General features: G+C 72.2%; 15 protein-coding genes. 8 read left to right on the top strand and 7 right to left on the bottom strand.

Annotated elements, in window-relative coordinates; genetic code table 11:
* The first annotated feature begins 49 nt into the window (after positions 1-49).
* Complete coding sequence (locus tag ACFWJB_RS05550; protein ID WP_385459708.1) at positions 50-481, top strand: ATP-binding protein; 432 nt, start codon at positions 50-52, stop codon at positions 479-481.
* Between the two features lie 21 nt (positions 482-502).
* Here ACFWJB_RS05550 and ACFWJB_RS05545 read toward each other — a convergent pair whose 3' ends face one another.
* On the bottom strand, positions 503-898 hold the full coding sequence (locus tag ACFWJB_RS05545) for a VOC family protein (protein WP_385459707.1): 396 nt from the start codon (positions 896-898) through the stop codon (positions 503-505).
* Between the two features lie 74 nt (positions 899-972).
* Here ACFWJB_RS05545 and ACFWJB_RS05540 point away from each other — a divergent pair, with 74 nt between their 5' ends.
* The 4 genes from ACFWJB_RS05540 (at position 973) to ACFWJB_RS05525 (ending at position 6,387) form a co-directional block, all read left to right on the top strand.
* The gene (locus ACFWJB_RS05540; RefSeq protein WP_386920415.1) at positions 973-1,947 is read left to right on the top strand and encodes a helix-turn-helix transcriptional regulator; all 975 of its coding nucleotides are present in this window, start codon (positions 973-975) and stop codon (positions 1,945-1,947) included.
* A 60-nt stretch (positions 1,948-2,007) separates the two neighbouring features.
* Positions 2,008-3,780, top strand: coding sequence for an NlpC/P60 family protein (locus tag ACFWJB_RS05535; protein ID WP_386920413.1), 1,773 nt, complete (start codon positions 2,008-2,010; stop codon positions 3,778-3,780).
* A 124-nt stretch (positions 3,781-3,904) separates the two neighbouring features.
* Positions 3,905-4,867 carry a LysR family transcriptional regulator gene (locus tag ACFWJB_RS05530; RefSeq protein WP_385459701.1) on the top strand — a complete coding sequence of 321 codons (963 nt, stop codon included), beginning with the start codon at positions 3,905-3,907 and terminating at the stop codon, positions 4,865-4,867.
* A 128-nt stretch (positions 4,868-4,995) separates the two neighbouring features.
* Positions 4,996-6,387: an alpha-lytic protease prodomain-containing protein gene (locus ACFWJB_RS05525; protein WP_386920411.1), complete on the top strand. Its 1,392-nt coding sequence runs from the start codon at positions 4,996-4,998 to the stop codon at positions 6,385-6,387.
* 76 nt (positions 6,388-6,463) lie between these two features.
* Here ACFWJB_RS05525 and ACFWJB_RS05520 read toward each other — a convergent pair whose 3' ends face one another.
* The gene (locus tag ACFWJB_RS05520) at positions 6,464-7,210 is read right to left on the bottom strand and encodes an alpha/beta fold hydrolase (protein WP_385459697.1); all 747 of its coding nucleotides are present in this window, start codon (positions 7,208-7,210) and stop codon (positions 6,464-6,466) included.
* A 79-nt stretch (positions 7,211-7,289) separates the two neighbouring features.
* Between ACFWJB_RS05520 and ACFWJB_RS05515 the strand changes: the two genes are divergently transcribed.
* On the top strand, positions 7,290-8,267 hold the full coding sequence (locus ACFWJB_RS05515; RefSeq protein WP_386920408.1) for a helix-turn-helix transcriptional regulator: 978 nt from the start codon (positions 7,290-7,292) through the stop codon (positions 8,265-8,267).
* A gap of 119 nt (positions 8,268-8,386) precedes the next feature.
* Here the strand turns inward: ACFWJB_RS05515 and tuf are convergent, their stop codons facing one another.
* The 5 genes from tuf to ACFWJB_RS05490 all read right to left on the bottom strand — a co-directional run bounded on the left by tuf (position 8,387) and on the right by ACFWJB_RS05490 (position 14,116).
* Positions 8,387-9,580: an elongation factor Tu gene (gene tuf / locus ACFWJB_RS05510; RefSeq protein ID WP_161166423.1), complete on the bottom strand. Its 1,194-nt coding sequence runs from the start codon at positions 9,578-9,580 to the stop codon at positions 8,387-8,389.
* Between the two features lie 170 nt (positions 9,581-9,750).
* The gene (gene fusA, locus ACFWJB_RS05505) at positions 9,751-11,877 is read right to left on the bottom strand and encodes an elongation factor G (protein ID WP_385459691.1); all 2,127 of its coding nucleotides are present in this window, start codon (positions 11,875-11,877) and stop codon (positions 9,751-9,753) included.
* A gap of 39 nt (positions 11,878-11,916) precedes the next feature.
* Entirely contained in the window at positions 11,917-12,387 is a 471-nt protein-coding gene (gene rpsG / locus ACFWJB_RS05500) for a 30S ribosomal protein S7 (protein WP_003992340.1), read from the bottom strand.
* Between the two features lie 2 nt (positions 12,388-12,389).
* Positions 12,390-12,761, bottom strand: coding sequence for a 30S ribosomal protein S12 (gene rpsL / locus ACFWJB_RS05495; RefSeq protein ID WP_003948652.1), 372 nt, complete (start codon positions 12,759-12,761; stop codon positions 12,390-12,392).
* Positions 12,762-13,105: 344 nt separating this feature from the next.
* Positions 13,106-14,116: a glycosyltransferase family 2 protein gene (locus tag ACFWJB_RS05490; protein WP_385459689.1), complete on the bottom strand. Its 1,011-nt coding sequence runs from the start codon at positions 14,114-14,116 to the stop codon at positions 13,106-13,108.
* Between the two features lie 107 nt (positions 14,117-14,223).
* Between ACFWJB_RS05490 and ACFWJB_RS05485 the strand changes: the two genes are divergently transcribed.
* Both ACFWJB_RS05485 and ACFWJB_RS05480 read left to right on the top strand, forming a co-directional pair.
* Positions 14,224-15,591 carry a hypothetical protein gene (locus ACFWJB_RS05485; protein ID WP_386920405.1) on the top strand — a complete coding sequence of 456 codons (1,368 nt, stop codon included), beginning with the start codon at positions 14,224-14,226 and terminating at the stop codon, positions 15,589-15,591.
* Between the two features lie 96 nt (positions 15,592-15,687).
* A complete protein-coding gene (locus ACFWJB_RS05480; protein ID WP_385459685.1) occupies positions 15,688-16,464 on the top strand; it encodes a Crp/Fnr family transcriptional regulator in 777 nt (258 codons plus the stop codon).
* Positions 16,465-16,561 lie beyond the last annotated feature (97 nt).

Here is a 16,561-nt window from a genome sequence, read left to right as displayed (position 1 = left end):
CCCGCTGAGTCACTTCTCACGGTACGCAGGCACCGCCACGCTGAGTGACGTGAATCAGAAATCCGCCGAACTCCAGGCGTCCGTCCGCAACTTCAGCGTGCAGCTCTCCCCGACGCCCCGCGGTGCCCGTCTGGCCCGCCTGCTGGCGACCGAGCAACTCCGTTCCTGGGAGCTGCCCCTGGACCCGGCACGGCACGTCGTCGCCGAGCTGGCCGCGAACGCGGCGGCCCACGGACGCGTCCCCGGCCGTGATTTCCGGCTCACCCTGTACGTCGTCGGCGACACCCTGCGCGTCGAGGTCACGGACACCCGGGGCGAACGGCTCCCCGAGCCGCGAACACCCGACCCCGAAGCGGAGTCGGGCCGCGGGCTGCTGCTCGTGGAGGCGTTCGCGCACCGCTGGGGAGTGACGGAGGGCCGCTCTCCCCGCAAGACCGTGTGGGCCGAACTGCTCCTCAGCCCACCGGAACCCGGCTTCTGAGTCCCAGGCGGTACCGAACGCTCACGCCAACGTCGACACGCAGAACGGGTGGCCGGCCGGGTCCAGAAGCACCCGCCACCGGTCCGGGTCCGGCTGGAAATCGGGCTTCGTCGCCCCCAGGGCCAACAGCCGGGCCTCGGCCGCGTCCAGGTCGTCGGCGCCGAGGTCGATGTGGGCCTGCTTCTCCCGCGCGGGGTCCGGCCAGGTGGGACGGCGGTAGTCGGCCAGGCGGTTGAAGCCGAGGCCGGCCGCTCCGTCCCGCTGCCCGAGCAGGACGAAGTCGTCGGTGGAGAAGACGACGGACAGACCGAGGGCCTCGCCGTAGAAGCGGGCCATCTCGGCCGGGTCGGGGCAGTCGAAGGTGACCGCCGAGTAGCGGAGCGCGGGCGCCGGAGTGTTTTCCGTGGTGTTCGTCATGGCGGGAACGGTAGGACGCGACCAGGACAGGTTCGGTCCGGGTCATGGGCCGGCGTGTGGAAAACTTCGCCGACATGCTGAGTACGTCCGCCCGGCTGCTGCGGCTGGTCTCCCTGCTGGCCGTCCGGCCCTCCTGGACCTGCGGCGAGCTGGCCGCGCGCATCGAGGTCACCGAGCGGACCGTGCGCCGGGACATCGCCCGGCTGCGGGAGCTCGGCTACGCCGTCGAGTCCGACCCCGGCCCCTGGGGCGGCTACCGCCTGCGCCCCGGCACGCGGACGCCCCCGCTGATCCTGGACGACGAGGAGGCGCTCGCCGTGGCCGTCGGGCTGCGGGAGGCCGCGCTGAGCGGGGCGCTCGGCGGTGACCAGGCCGCCCTGTCGGCGCTGCTGAAGCTGCGCCAGGTGCTGCCCCGGCGGGTCGCGGACCGGCTGGGCGACATGGACGCCGCCTTCGTCCACACCCCCAGGGCCGGCGGGCCGCAGGTCCCGCCCGGCATGCTGCTGGAGCTGGCCGCCGCCTGCCGCCGGGCCGAGCGCGCCCGGCTGTCGTACCGCGACTGGGAGGGGCGGGCCACGGTCCGGGACGTCGACCCGTACCGCCTGGTCCACACGGGGCACCGCTGGTACTTCGTGGCCCGCGACGTGGAACGGGACCGGTGGCGGACCTTCCGGGCCGACCGCGTCCAGCGGCTCCGGCCCACCGGACGCCCGGTGGAGATCACCGACCCGCCCGACCCGGCGCTGCTCGTCTCCCGCTCCGTCGCCACCGGCCCCTACCCGCTGCGGGCGACGGTGCGCCTCCCGATGCCACCGGACCAGGCGCTGCGGCTCGTCCCGTCCACCGTCGGCACCCACCGCGCCGACGGTCCCGGTGCCACGGTCGTCGAGGTCGGCGGTCCCGACGCCGAAGGGCTCGCCACGTACCTGCTCGGCCTGGGCACACCCCTGCGCGTCCTCGCGCCCGACTCCGTACGGGAGGCGCTGGTGCGGCGCACCCGGGAGCTCCTCGACGGCAACACGAACGACCAGGCCGATTCCGGCCCTTGACGATCACTCGTGGTCGAGCCGGTGCCGGGCGTGCCACCGCGCGGCCCGATGATGTCGGCCATGACCAACACCTCACGGCGCGGCGTGCTCGCCGCTCTCGCGGCCTCGGCCGCCACGATCCCGCTCGGCGCCAGGGCCTCCGCCTCGCCCGCCTCTGCCGCTGCCACTGCCACGGCCCCGGCGGCCTCGCCGGTGGCCGCTCCCACCCAGCCCGCCTCTCTCGCCGCGGCACGCTCGGCCGTGACGCTGTCGCCCCTGGGCCCCGCCCACTTCGGCGGTCTCACCCTGGCCTCCCGGCTCACCGCCGGCGTGCTGCCCGGCACCCCGGCCCGCACCGAGGTCACCTCCGGCGGCAGACGGGTCGCGCTCCTGACCCACGGGGCGCGCACCGTCCTGCTGCCCGGACCGGAGCGGACCTTCACCGAGAACAAGAGACCCTTCACGGACGACTTCGAGCGCACGCTGCCCGACCCCTCGCTGCCCGTGGACGACCGCGCGTACTGGGGCACCTCGCCGGGCGGCGGAAGCTGGTCCGCCCTCGGACCGGCGGACTCCGACTACTCGGTGGTCCCGGGCACCGGGATCATCGCCCTCACCACCGACTACGCCAGCCGCCACGCCACCCTCCGGGACGGCGAGATCACCGACCTGGACGTCAGCTCCGTCGCGCGGTTCGACAAGGTCCCGGCCGGCGACGCCTGCTCGTACGCCCTGTCCTTCGGCTACCAGGACACGCACAACAGCTACCGGGCCCGGCTGTCCTTCACCACGTCCGGCTCCGTCCAGCTCCGGGTGGAGAAGGAGGTCGCCGACACCGTCACCCAGCTCGCCACGGCGGTGACCCTGGCCACCGGCGTGCCCGCGGGCACCGACTGGACGATACGGGTCCGCCGCGAGGGCACCCGGATCCGGGCCAAGGCCTGGCGCTCCGCCGACACCGAGCCGTCCGCTTGGACCGCCGACGTCACCGACGCCACCTTCGGCAAGGGCCGCGTCGGCCTGCGCGCGCTCGCCAACCAGGGCACCACGAACCTGCCGGTCCGGCTCCTGGTCAGCCGCTTCCAGGTGAACGCGGCGAACTGGGCGGCACCGCCCGCCGTCACCCACTCCGACTGGGTGCGGGTGCTGCCCGAGCCCTTCGACGGCGTCTGGACCCCGGAGCTGGAGACCACCGTCCGCGGCTGGTACGGCTCCACCGCCCCGGACGTCCTCGCCCACGCCGCGATGTTCCTCGCCGGGGCGCCGGCCGTCGTCGCCGGTGCCGGCCCGGCCGAGGGCAGGCAGGTCCTGGGCGAGGCCGGGTACGGCTACCTGGACCCGCGGGGCTACCGCTACGAGGGCGCCGACTTCCACGAGTACATGAACACCGGCTGGACCTTCCCCGACGGCGCCTACACCGGCCCGTCCGCCAAGCAGGCCGGCAACCTCGACTGCTCGGGCTACACCCGCATGGTCTACGGCTACCACCTGGGCGTACCGATGGCCGCGGGCGCGGACACCTCGGGTACCCGGCTGCCGCGCAAGTCCCGGGACATGGCCGAGTACGCGCCCGGCGTCCGCGTCGACCGCACCGACGGCACGAACCCGCCCGCCGCCGCGCAGCTCCAGCCCGGCGACCTCGTCCTGTTCAACGCCGACTCCGGCGACGACGGCCCGGCGGCCACCGTGGACCACGTCGGCATCTACCTCGGCCCGGACGCCGAGGGCCTGCGCCGGTTCCTGTCCAGCCGCAAGACGGTCAACGGCCCGACCATGTCCGACCTGGGCGGCGGGTCGGTCCTCGACGGCACCGGGACCTACGCGAGGACCCTGCACACGGTCCACCGGATCTGAGGCACCCGCCACGCCCGTACGGCGGCACCCGGCCCGGTGCCGCCGTACCGCCCGGAGCCCCTTCGGCGGCACTGGTCTGTACCAGCCTCTTGCCCCCGCCCCGCCTTCGTCGCAAGCTCCCCTCATGGAGCTGGAGTTGCGGCATCTCAGGACGGTCCGGGCCATCGCCGACGCCGGCAGCCTCACCAGGGCGGCGACGGCGCTGGGGCTCGCGCAGCCCGCGTTGAGCGCACAGCTCAAGCGGATCGAACGCGCCCTGGGCGGCGCCCTGTTCGAGCGCGGACGGCACGGCGTGCGGGTCACCGCGCTGGGGGAACTGGTGCTGGAGCGCAGCCGGATCGTGCTGCCCGCGGTCACCGACCTCCAGCAGGAGGCGGCCCGGTTCGCCCGTGCGGCCCCGCGCACCGCGGAGCGGCTCCGGCTGGGCGGCACCCACGGCCCCCTCCTGGGCGCGCTGGTGGACCGGCTGGCGGGCGTGGCACCGGACGCCCGGATGACGACCTGCACGTCCTGGTCGGAACGGGAGCTGGCCGGGCAGCTCGCCGAGGGGCGGCTGGACTTCGCCCTCGCCGGGACCTGCGGGTCGGCGTCCCCGCCCGGCGCGGAGGGCCTGGTCTGGCGGGAGGTCGCCGTCGACCCGGTGTTCGTCATGGTGCCCGACGGCCACCCGCTCGCCCACCGCCCCGAGGTTGACCTGACCGAGCTGGCGGGCGAGGAGTGGGCCTGCGTGCCCGGTGACGGCTGCTTCGGGGACTGCTTCACCGCGTCCTGCGCCCGCGCCGGGTTCACCCCGCACCGCATGTACGAGACGGACACCGCCTCCCTGGTGCACCTCGTGCAGGTGGGCCGGGCGGTCGGGCTGTGCCGGGCCACGTTCCCGACCACGCCCGGCATCGTGACCCGGCCGCTCACCGGCACGCCCCTGGCCTGGCGGCACCTGCTCGGCTGGCACGCCGGGACCCAGCGGCAGGACACCGCCGCCACGGTCCTCGCCCAGGCCCGCGTCGCCCATGCGGGCGTCGCCGCGGGCAGCGACAGCTACACCGCGTGGCTCGCGGCGCACGGCGACGCGGCCGCCGTGGGCTGAGCGACGGGCCCCCGGCGACGCCCGCACGCGTTCCATAACGCCGGGGAGGGGGCCGGCCGGTGTCTTATGCCCGCCGCCCGGCCCTCCCTACGGTTTCGGCACCTCCCCACCGAGACCGAGGAGTCCCCATGTCCTCCCTGTCCTCCGTGTCCCAGCGGCACACCCGGGCCAGAGCCGCGGGCGCCGCCCTCACGGCCGCGGCCGCCCTGCTCGTGGCCGGGCTCAGCGGCTCCGCGAGCGCCGGGGCGGCCGGGGCCGTGCGGCCGTCGGCGCCCTCCGCGGCACAGACGCTCCGCACCGACGCCGCCCCGCCCGCCCTGCTGAACGCCATGCGGCGCGACCTCGGCCTTGACCGGCACCAGGCCGAACGGCGCCTGGTGAACGAGGCCGAGGCGGGCGCCGTGGCGGGCCGGCTGCGGGCGGCGCTCGGCGCGGACTTCGCGGGCGCCTGGGTGCGGGGCGCCGAGTCCGGCACGCTGACCGTGGCGACGACCGACGCGGGCGACGTCCGGGCGATCGAGACGCAGGGTGCCGAGGCGAAGGTCGTACGTCACTCGCTGGCCGACCTGGACGCGGCCCGGGCCCGCCTGGACCGGGCGGCGACCGGCCGGAACGGCGCCGACGCGCCCGTCCGGTACGTCGACCCGCGCACCAACACCCTCGTCGTGGAGGCCGTACGCCCGGCCGCGGCCCGTGCGCTGCTGGCGGCGGCCGGGGTCGACCCGTCCCTCACCCGCGTCGTCACGCGCACCGAGCGTCCCCGCACCTTCTACGACCTGCGGGGCGGCGAGGCGTACTACATCAACAACAGCGGGCGCTGCTCGATCGGCTTCCCCGTCACCAAGGGCACCCAGCAGGGCTTCGCCACCGCCGGCCACTGCGGCCAGGCCGGCGCCGGCACCAGCGGCGCCAACCGGGTCGCCCAGGGCACCTTCCAGGGCTCGGTCTTCCCCGGCCGCGACATGGCGTGGGTGGCGGCCAACTCCAGCTGGACGGCGACCCCGTACGTCAACGGCGCCGGCGGGCAGAGCGTCCAGGTCGCCGGGTCCACGCAGGCGACGGTCGGCGCCTCCGTGTGCCGCTCCGGCTCGACGACCGGCTGGCACTGCGGCACCGTCCAGCAGCTCAACACCAGCGTCACCTACCAGGAGGGCACCGTCTCCGGCGTCACCCGCACCACGGTGTGCGCCGAGCCCGGCGACTCCGGCGGCTCCTACATCTCCGGCAGCCAGGCCCAGGGCGTCACCTCGGGCGGCTCGGGCAACTGCGGCAGCGGCGGCGAGACCTTCTTCCAGCCGATCAACCCGCTGCTGACGAACTACGGGCTCACCCTGAAGACGTCCGGTGGCGGCGGCCCCGAGGAGCCCCCGCCGGGCGGCGGCACCTGGGCGGCCGGCACGGTCTACCAGCCGGGCGACACCGTGACGTACGGCGGCGCCACGTACCGCTGCCTCCAGGGCCACCAGGCCCAGCCGGGCTGGGAGCCGTCGAACGTCCCGGCGCTGTGGCAGCACGTGTGATCCACTGACCGCCCCACGGGGGACACGGGGGCAGGGCCCGGGTGCGCAGCGGGAGAGCGCCCGGGCCCGTCCGTGCTCAGGTCCGGGTGACGGTGCAGCACTCGTCGAGGACGCCGGCCAGCCCGGCGGGCTCGGACAGCATCGGCCAGTGGCCGGTGGGCAGGTCGAAGCGCCGCCACGGCGGCTGGTTCAGGTGGGCCAGCATCGGCACGCCGGCGTCCAGCAGCCGTGTGAAGTCGTGGCAGGCGACCAGGACGCGGTCCACCCCGGCGCCGGGCTCGACCGGGCCGGCCAGGGGCTGGGTGTAGGTGCCGAACGGCTGCGGGGTGGCCCGTGCGCGCAGCACGTCCCGCCGGTCCTCGTCGAGGCCGTCGAGGCTGCTGGACAGGCCGACGACCTCGAAGGGCGGCATCGGCAGCCGCCACCCGTCACCGGACGCGGCGACCTCCTGCCGGAGCTGGTCCGCCGCCTGCGGGGGCATCAGGTCGAGCATGCACATGCCCTCGGCGAACGGGGCGCTGTCCACGTAGACGACGCGCTCCAGCCGTCCGCCGAGACGCGCGGCCGCCCCGGTGACCGGCGCGGCCGCGTAGCTGTGGGCGACCAGCGTGACGTCACGCAGCGCGTTCCGCTCGACGAAGCCGGTGATGTCCGCGATGTGGGTCTCCAGGTCCGTCCGGGGCCCGCCCTGGTCGCCGCGCTCGGCCAGGCCGGTCAGGGTCAGCGGCAGCGCCGTGTGGCCGCGCTCCCGCAGGGCACCGGCGGTGTCCTCCCAGACCCACGCCCCGAGCCAGGCGCCGGGAACGAGTACGAAGGTGGCCATGTGATCTCCCAGAAGTAGGTCCTGCGGGGAGCGTAGAGTCGATACAGGACAGAATCCGCCCTGAAACGTCGAGGGATCCATGTCGCATCCCCTGACCCGTGTGCTGACCCTGCTGGAGCTCCTCCAGTCGAACGCCGGGCTCACCGGGACGGAGCTGGCCGGCCGGCTGGGCACCGACGTCCGCACCGTCCGCCGCTACACCGCCCACCTGCGGGAACTGGGCATCCCGGTGGAGGCCGAGCGCGGCCGCTACGGCGGCTACCGGCTGGCCCGCGGCTACCGCATGCCGCCCCTGGTGCTCACCAACGACGAGGCCCTCGCCGTCGTCCTCGGCCTGCTCGCGGCGGAACGCCTGGGCATGGGCACGGCCGCACCGGCCAGTGCCGGCGCCCTGGCCAAGATCGAACGGGTGCTGCCGGACTCCCTGCGCGAACCGCTCGCCGCGATGCGGGAGACCCTCTCGTTCACCGCGGGCGCCGTGACCGGGCAGGCACCCGGGACGGGCGTCCTGCTGGCGCTGGCCCAGGCCTCCCGCGCCCGCACGACCGTCGGCATCCACCACCGGTCCTCGCGCGACGAGGACACCGAACGCGACATCGACCCCTACGGCGTGGTCTTCCACACCGGCCGCTGGTACGTCGTGGGCCACGACCACCTCCGCGAGGGCCTGCGCACCTTCCGCATCGACCGCATCGCCTCCGTCACCTCCCGGGCCGGCCGCTTCACCGCACCCGACGGCTTCGATCCCGTCGCCCACCTGACCGCGAACCTGGCCAAGGGGCTCTACCGCTGGCAGGTCGAGGTGACGATCCACGGCCCCCTCGGCGGGATCGCCCGCCGGCTGCCCGGCTCGGCGGTGACGCTCACCGCCCGGCCCACGGGCGTCCTCATGCGGGCGCGGGCCGAGCATCTGGACGGCATGGCACACCTGCTGGCCTCCCTGGAGTGGCCCTTCACCATCCACCGTCCCGACGAGCTGCGGCAGGCGCTCGGGGAACTGGCCGCCCGGCTGGCCCGAGCCGCGCAGCGGCCACCGGGGGACACGCTGACCGACTGATCACGCGGACCGAGCCGGTCTCGGGCGCCCACGCGAAAGGACCCGCACGACCGAAGTCGTGCGGGTCCTCTCAGGCATCAAGCCCAGGTCAGGTCATCGACCCAACAAGCAAGCGGAACTTACTTGTTGATCTTGGTGACCTGGCCGGCGCCCACGGTCCGGCCACCCTCACGGATGGCGAACTTCAGGCCCTCTTCCATGGCGACGGGCTGGATGAGCTCCACCTTCATCTCGGTGTTGTCACCCGGCATGACCATCTCGGTGCCCTCGGGGAGGGTCACGACGCCGGTCACGTCCGTCGTACGGAAGTAGAACTGCGGACGGTAGTTGTTGAAGAACGGCGTGTGGCGGCCACCCTCGTCCTTGGACAGGATGTAGGCCTGCGCCTCGAACTCGGTGTGCGGGGTGACCGAGCCCGGCTTGATGATGACCTGGCCGCGCTCGACGTCCTCGCGCTTGATGCCGCGAAGCAGCAGACCGACGTTCTCACCGGCCTGGCCCTCGTCGAGGAGCTTCCGGAACATCTCGATGCCGGTGACCGTGGTGGTGGTCTTCTCGGTCTTGATGCCGATGATGTCGACGGTCTCGTTGACCTTGAGGACACCACGCTCGATGCGGCCGGTGACGACCGTACCGCGACCGGTGATGGTGAAGACGTCCTCGATCGGCATCAGGAACGGCTTGTCGACGTCGCGCTCGGGCTCCGGGATGGCCTCGTCCACGGCCTTCATGAGCTCGAGGACCGAGTTGCCCCACTCCTTGTCGCCCTCGAGGGCCTTCAGAGCGGAGACCTTGACGACGGGAACGTCGTCGCCCGGGAACTCGTACTCGGAGAGGAGCTCACGCACCTCGAGCTCGACGAGCTCCAGGATCTCCTCGTCGTCCACCATGTCGGCCTTGTTCAGGGCGACGACGATGTACGGAACGCCGACCTGGCGGGCCAGGAGCACGTGCTCCTTGGTCTGCGGCATCGGGCCGTCGGTGGCGGCGACCACGAGGATGGCGCCGTCCATCTGCGCCGCACCCGTGATCATGTTCTTGATGTAGTCCGCGTGACCGGGGCAGTCGACGTGGGCGTAGTGACGCGTCTCGGTCTGGTACTCGACGTGCGCGATGGAGATGGTGATACCGCGCTGGCGCTCTTCGGGAGCCTTGTCGATCTGGTCGAAGGCCGAGGCCTCGTTCAGGTCCGGGTACGCGTCGTGCAGCACCTTGGTAATGGCGGCCGTGAGGGTCGTCTTACCGTGGTCGATGTGACCGATGGTGCCGATGTTGACGTGCGGCTTAGTCCGCTCGAACTTCGCCTTCGCCACTGGGGTCCTCCTGTGGAGTGGTTCTGTACGCCTTACTCATCGGCGCCAGGTGATCTTTGCTGGGAAACCCGGGCCCGGGACATTCCGCCGGGTTGGCGGCGGAATGCCCCTTGCAGGCTCCGGGGTCAAGCCTAAGGCGTGTGAACGCGGTCCGTTAAACGCGGACCGTGTTACTCGCCCTTGGCCTTCGCGATGATCTCCTCGGCGACGTTCCGGGGAACCTCGGCGTAGGAGTCGAACTGCATCGAGTAGCTTGCGCGACCCGACGTCTTGCTGCGGAGGTCGCCGACGTAGCCGAACATCTCCGACAGGGGCACGAGGCCCTTCACGACGCGGGCACCCGCCCGCTCCTCCATGGCCTGGATCTGGCCACGGCGGGAGTTGATGTCGCCGATGACCTCACCCATGTAGTCCTCGGGCGTGGTGACCTCGACGGCCATCATCGGCTCGAGGAGCACGGGCGAAGCCTTGCGCGCGGCCTCCTTGAAGGCCTGCGAACCGGCGATCTTGAACGCGAGCTCGGAGGAGTCGACCTCGTGGTAGCCACCGTCGATGAGCGTGACGCGGACGCCCGTCATCTCGTAGCCGGCCAGGATGCCGAACTGCATGGCCTCCTGCGCACCGGCGTCCACCGAAGGGATGTACTCCTTCGGGATGCGGCCACCGGTGACCTTGTTCACGAACTCGTACGAGGCGTCGCCGCCCTCGATCGGCTCGATCGCGATCTGCACCTTGGCGAACTGACCGGTACCACCGGTCTGCTTCTTGTGGGTGTAGTCCACGCGCTCGACGGCCTTGCGGATCGTCTCACGGTAGGCGACCTGCGGCTTGCCGACGTTGGCCTCGACCTTGAACTCACGGCGCATGCGGTCGACCAGCACCTCGAGGTGCAGCTCGCCCATACCACCGATGATGGTCTGGCCGGTCTCCTCGTTGGTGTGAACCTGGAAGGAGGGGTCCTCCTCGGCCAGGCGCTGGATCGCGACGCCCAGCTTCTCCTGGTCACCCTTCGACTTGGGCTCGATGGCGACCTGGATGACCGGCGCCGGGAAGTCCATGGACTCCAGGATCACCGGGCTCTTGTCGTCGGACAGCGTCTCACCGGTGGTGGTCTGCTTCAGGCCCATGACGGCGACGATGTCGCCGGCGCCCACCGACTCGATCTCCTCACGCTTGTTGGCGTGCATGCGGTAGATCTTGCCGATGCGCTCCTTCTTGCCCTTGACCGAGTTCAGCACCGCGGTGCCGGACTGGAGGCGGCCCGAGTAGACCCGGACGAAGGTGAGCTTGCCGAGGTGCGGGTCGCTCATGATCTTGAAGGCGAGCGCGGCGAGCGGCTCCTCCTCCGACGGCTTGCGCTTGACGACGACCTCGGGGTCCTTGACGTCGTGGCCCTCGATGGCCTCGACGTCGAGCGGGGTCGGCAGGTAGCGCACGACCGCGTCGAGCAGGGGCTGGACGCCCTTGTTCTTGAACGCGGTGCCGCAGAACACCGGGGTGACCGTGGTGTCGCTGGACTTGCCGGAGGCGATGGTGATGCGACGGATCGCGGCGTACAGCTGCTCCTCGGTGGGCTCCTGGCCCTCCAGGAACAGCTCCATGATCTCTTCGTCGTTCTCGGCGACGGCCTCGACCAGCTTGCCGCGCCACTCCTCGGCGGCCTCGGTGTGCGTGTCGGGGATGTCGACGACGTCGTACATCTCGCCCTTGGCGGCCTCGGCGGACCACACGAGCGCCTTCATGCGGACCAGGTCCACGACGCCCTTGAAGTCGGCCTCGGCACCGATCGGGAGCTGCATGACGAGCGGCTGGGCGCCCAGGCGGTCCGAGATCATGTCCACGCAGCGGTGGAACTCGGCGCCGGTGCGGTCCAGCTTGTTCACGAAGCAGATGCGGGGCACGCCGTAACGGTCGGCCTGACGCCACACCGTCTCGGACTGGGGCTCGACACCGGCGACACCGTCGAACACGGTCACGGCACCGTCGAGCACACGCAGGGAACGCTCCACCTCGACGGTGAAGTCGACGTGGCCCGGGGTGTCGATGATGTTGATCGTGTAGTCGTTGTCCTCGAGCGGCCAGTGACAGGTGGTCGCAGCAGACGTGATCGTGATGCCACGCTCCTGCTCCTGCTCCATCCAGTCCATGGTGGCAGCGCCGTCGTGGACCTCACCGATCTTGTACGACACACCGGTGTAGAACAGGATCCGCTCGGTGGTGGTCGTCTTGCCCGCGTCGATGTGGGCCATGATCCCGATGTTGCGGACCTTGGCCAGGTCAAGTGAAGTGGTAGCCATAAGGCTTCAGTCTTCTCTCGGTCTCGATGTGGGTAGCGACTACCAGCGGTAGTGCGCGAAGGCCTTGTTGGACTCGGCCATCTTGTGCGTGTCCTCGCGCTTCTTCACAGCGGCACCCAGGCCGTTGGAGGCGTCGAGGAGCTCGTTGAGCAGACGCTCGGTCATGGTCTTCTCGCGACGGGCGCGGGAGTAACCGACGAGCCAGCGCAGCGCGAGGGTGTTGGCGCGACCGGGCTTGACCTCGATCGGCACCTGGTAGGTGGCGCCACCGACACGGCGGGACTTGACCTCGAGGGTCGGCTTGATGTTCTCGAGCGCGCGCTTCAGCGTGATGATCGGGTCGTTGCCCGTCTTCTCACGCAGACCCTCCATGGCACCGTAGACGATGCGCTCGGCGGTGGAGCGCTTGCCGTTCAGCAGCACCTTGTTGATCAGGGAGGTCACCAGAGGAGAACCGTAGACCGGGTCGATGATGACCGGGCGCTTCGGGGCGGGGCCCTTACGAGGCATTCTTACTTCTCCTTCTTGGCGCCGTAGCGGCTGCGGGCCTGCTTGCGGTTCTTGACACCCTGGGTGTCGAGCGAGCCGCGGATGATCTTGTAGCGAACACCCGGCAGGTCCTTCACACGGCCGCCGCGCACGAGCACGATGGAGTGCTCCTGCAGGTTGTGTCCCTCACCCGGAATGTAAGCAGTGACCTCGATACCGCTGGTCAGACGCACACGCGCGACCTTACGCAGGGCCGAGTTCGGCTTCTTCGGGGTGGTCGTGAACACACGCGTGCAGACGCCGCGACGCTGGGGGGAACCCTCGAGTGCGGGCGTCTTGTTCTTCTCGACCTTGTCCTGCCGGCCCTTACGGACCAGCTGCTGGATCGTAGGCACTACTTCTCCGGTTTCTGTGTGCCGAATGGTGAAGCTAACCTGGGACGTCACCGACCCACGCGGTCGGGTGTGTCGAAGCCGCGGACCCTCGCCGCGAGGACGGAAAGAGGCGCGGATTGCGGTGGCCGCTCACGGCCCCCGGTGCGGTTGAAGGCACGCACGAAGGCCAGGGCACACCCCAGGCACAAGGTCTGAGCGTACCTATCGCATTCGCTGCGGTCAAAACAAATGGGCGAGACCGGCACCGGCACCCGGCCCGTCCCGGTTCCTCCCGATCCGCGTCCGACCCCCGCCCGGGCGCCCGACGGCCGTGCGGCGGCTCGGCACCGCGGTCGCGCACCCGCTCAGGACCGCGGCACCGGAATCCGCGGCTCGCCCTCCCCGACGGGGGCACCGGGCCCGTCCGGCCCGGCCGCCGTGTCGTGCCGGACGAAGTAGGTCGGTCTGTTCTGCACCGCCGTGTAGATCCGGCCGACGTACTCGCCGAGCAGGCCCACGCAGACGAGCTGGACGGCCCCGATGAACACGATCCCGGTGAAGAGCGAGGTCCAGCCGGGCACCGTGCGGCCCAGGGCGAAGGCGGTCAGCGTGTAGACCAGCAGTCCCAGGCAGACCAGGAAGGCGCCGGCGCCCAGCCAGGTGGCGATGCGCAGCGGGGCCGCGGAGAAGCCGGTGACGCTGTCGACCGCGAGGCGGATCATCCGGCCCAGCGGGTACTTCGTCCGGCCCGCGGTGCGCGGCGCGCGCTGGTAGGTGACCTGGCCGCTCGGGAAACCCAGCCACGGCACCAGGAGACGGTAGACCCGCTGCTGGTCCGGCAGGGCCTTCAAGGCGTCCACCGCGGCCCGGCTGAGCAGCCGGAAGTCGCCCGCCTGCGCGGTGACCGAGGGGCCGGCCAGCCGGCGCATGAGCCGGTAGTAGACGCCCGCGGTCCAGCGCTTGAACCCGGTGTCGCTGCTGCGGTCGGCCCGGACGCCGTAGACGATGTCGAGGCTCTCGGCGCGGGCCAGCGCCAGCATGTCGGGGATCTTCTCCGGCGGGTCCTGGAGGTCGGCGTCCAGACTCACCACGTAGGCCCCGACGGCCCGGTCCAGGCCGGCGGTCAGGGCGGCCTGGTGGCCGGAGTTGCGCCGCAGCGCGATCACCCGCAGTTCGGGCCAGCCGAGCCGGAAGGCGGCGAGCAGCTCCGCGGTGCGGTCGACGCTGCCGTCGTCCACCGCGACGACCTCGTGCGCGACGCCCAGCTCCGCGAGGACCGGCCGCAGCCTGCTGACCAGCGCGGGCAGGGCCTCTTCCTCGTTGTACATGGGGATGACGACCGACAGCACGACCGGCTCGTCCCGTTCCTCGGGCACCGTCGCTCCCCTCCCCTCGTCCCCTGGCACGGAGCACAGATGTGCGACTCTTGTGCGATCTTATGGCAGCAATTGCTCGTTGAGGGCGGACCGAGGGGACCACAGCCATGGACACGGCTGCCGACGGCACGGCGACCGACGCGTCGGCCGGCGCGGGGGACGGCGCGCGGGACGGGCTGTCCGGCGAACGCCGGGGGACGGCGGGAGGGCGGCCGGGCAGCGGTGTCCCGGGCCGGGCCGGGGCGGCCTGGCAGGACCGGCTGCCCGCGTGGACCCGGCGCCTGCGTCCGCCGGCCGGCGCGCGCCCGTACCTGCCCGCGCTCGCCCTGTACGGCGTCACCAAGCTCGTCGGTCTCACGGTCTTCGCCTCGCTGCTGGAGTACGCCGGGGACTACCGCGGCAAGAACCCGCGCTTCGGCGGCGGCGCCCACTGGTGGGACGTCCTCGCCACCTGGGACGGCTGGTGGTACCTCCAGGTCGCCGAGCACGGCTACCACCCCTCCCTGGTACGGCTGGACTCCGACGGCCTGTTCACCGTCCAGCAGAACTCGGTGGCGTTCTTCCCGCTCTACCCGGCCCTGATCCGCATGGTCTCGGAGATCACCGGGATCGGCCTGTACGGCTCGGGGATCCTGGTCTCCGTCCTGGCCTCCTTCGTCGCCGCCGCGGGCATCTACGCCGTGGTCCGCCTGCTCGCCGGGGTACGGGCGGGCACCATCGCCGCGGGGCTGTGGGCCGTGGCGCCCGGCGCGGGCGTCGAGTGGGCGGTGTACTCGGAGTCCGTGTTCGTCGCCATCGCCGCCTGGGCCTGCTACGCCGTGATGACCCGGCGCTGGGTGGCGGCCGGCCTGCTGGCCTTCACCGCCGGCCTGAACCGGCCCACGTCCGCCGTCCTCATAGGCGCCGTGGGACTCGCCGCGCTGGTGACCCTCGCGCGCCCCGCGAGCCGACGCGAGCACGGGGTGCGGGGCCCGCTGTACGCGATGATCGTCGCCCCGCTGGGCCTGCTGTCCTACATCGCCTGGGTCGGCTACAGCACCGGCGAGCCGTCGGCGTACTTCATCCTCCAGCGCGAGGGGTGGGCGCACTTCTTCGACTACGGCGCCTACACGCTGGAGGTGCTGCGGAACCTGGCGGTGGGCCGCAACGACTACGTCTTCGCCTTCTCCACCCCCGACCTGCTCTCCCTCCAGCTGGTCCTGGCGCTGCCCTTCCTGATCGCCCTGATGCTGCGCAAGAGGCCTCCGCTGGTGCTCGTCGCCTACACCCTGGCGTCGATCATCACGGTCCTGGGCACGCAGCAGATGTTCGGCAACACCATGCGCTACCTGCTCCCCGCCTTCCCCCTCCTCCTCGCCCCGGCGGCGGCCCTGAGCCGGCTGAGGACACCGGGCCTGGTGGTGTTCTTCTCGACGGCCGCGATCGCGTCGGGCTGGTACGCGCACTACGTCATCTTCGAGCTGGGCGTGCCGTAGACGAGCCGATTCGGCCGGATCACGCCCGTCGCGCGTGGGGCGCCGCCGCGTTTCAGTACCTTGGTCCGTCCGCTGAGACGATCGGGGGGTTCGCTGATGAGGACGGCGCCGCACGCACCGGACGACGGAGGCCTGGACGACCGGGTTCCGTTCCTGGCGCGGCTGGAGAAGGAGGACCGCACGGCGCTGCTGTCACTCGGCCGGGAACTCGCCTTCGCCGCGCGCGTCATCCTGCTGCACCAGCGCGAACCGTCCTCGCACGTCCTGTTCCTGGTGCAGGGCTGGACCAAGGTCACCGCCTCCGCCGCCAACGGGTACGAGGCCCTGCTGGCCCTGCGCGGCCCCGGTGACGTCATCGGCGAGTCGGCCGCGCTGACCGGCCGACCGCGCTCGGCGACGGTGACCGCCCTGGAGCCGGTACGGGCGGTGGCCGTGGAGCACGAGCGCTTCAAGGACTTCCTGAACCGTTCGCCCGCGGTCTCCTTCGCCCTGCTCGGCCTCACCGCGGACCGCACCCGGGCCGCCGACCGGCGCCGCCTGGAGTTCGCGTCGATGAACGTCCGCCAGCGTTTCGCGGTGCTGCTGCTCGACCTGGCGCGCACCCACGGCCGCCGCACGGACGAGGGCATCGCGCTCGCCGTCCCGCTCAGCAAGCAGGAACTGGCCGGCTCCGTGGGCGCCTCCCGCGAGATGGTGCAGCGCCTGCTGCGCGAACTGCGGGAGAAGGAGGCGGTGGCCACCGGGCGCCGCACGCTGCTCATCCTGCGCCCGGACGTGCTGCGCCGCATCGCCGCGACGGACCAGCCGGCCCCGGCGATCCCCTCCCCGACGCGGGAACCGGCCGGCGAGCGGCCCCCCGCGCGCGGCGTCTGACGTAACGCCTCCCCAGGCCCCGGACGGGCCCGCGGCGCGCTCTGTGTACGCCGTCACACTCCGACTGCGTCATCCGCCCTCACGGCTCCCCCGCCTC

This window comes from Streptomyces sp. NPDC127100, from assembly GCF_042724095.1.
Taxonomy (GTDB): domain Bacteria; phylum Actinomycetota; class Actinomycetes; order Streptomycetales; family Streptomycetaceae; genus Streptomyces.
The sequence above is the reverse complement of the archived record's forward strand: the minus strand, read 5'-3'. Positions and strand labels throughout refer to the sequence as shown.

Excerpts from the sequence above, each read along its gene's own strand:
- ACFWJB_RS05545 (WP_385459707.1), bottom strand. The coding sequence starts at position 898 with ATGACGAACACCACGGAAAACACTCCGGCGCCCGCGCTCCGCTACTCG.
- ACFWJB_RS05540 (WP_386920415.1), top strand. The coding sequence starts at position 973 with ATGCTGAGTACGTCCGCCCGGCTGCTGCGGCTGGTCTCCCTGCTGGCC.
- ACFWJB_RS05535 (WP_386920413.1), top strand. The coding sequence starts at position 2,008 with ATGACCAACACCTCACGGCGCGGCGTGCTCGCCGCTCTCGCGGCCTCG.
- ACFWJB_RS05530 (WP_385459701.1), top strand. The coding sequence starts at position 3,905 with ATGGAGCTGGAGTTGCGGCATCTCAGGACGGTCCGGGCCATCGCCGAC.
- ACFWJB_RS05525 (WP_386920411.1), top strand. The coding sequence starts at position 4,996 with ATGTCCTCCCTGTCCTCCGTGTCCCAGCGGCACACCCGGGCCAGAGCC.
- ACFWJB_RS05520 (WP_385459697.1), bottom strand. The coding sequence starts at position 7,210 with ATGGCCACCTTCGTACTCGTTCCCGGCGCCTGGCTCGGGGCGTGGGTC.
- ACFWJB_RS05515 (WP_386920408.1), top strand. The coding sequence starts at position 7,290 with ATGTCGCATCCCCTGACCCGTGTGCTGACCCTGCTGGAGCTCCTCCAG.
- fusA (WP_385459691.1), bottom strand. The coding sequence starts at position 11,877 with ATGGCTACCACTTCACTTGACCTGGCCAAGGTCCGCAACATCGGGATC.
- rpsG (WP_003992340.1), bottom strand. The coding sequence starts at position 12,387 with ATGCCTCGTAAGGGCCCCGCCCCGAAGCGCCCGGTCATCATCGACCCG.
- ACFWJB_RS05485 (WP_386920405.1), top strand. The coding sequence starts at position 14,224 with ATGGACACGGCTGCCGACGGCACGGCGACCGACGCGTCGGCCGGCGCG.
- ACFWJB_RS05480 (WP_385459685.1), top strand. The coding sequence starts at position 15,688 with ATGAGGACGGCGCCGCACGCACCGGACGACGGAGGCCTGGACGACCGG.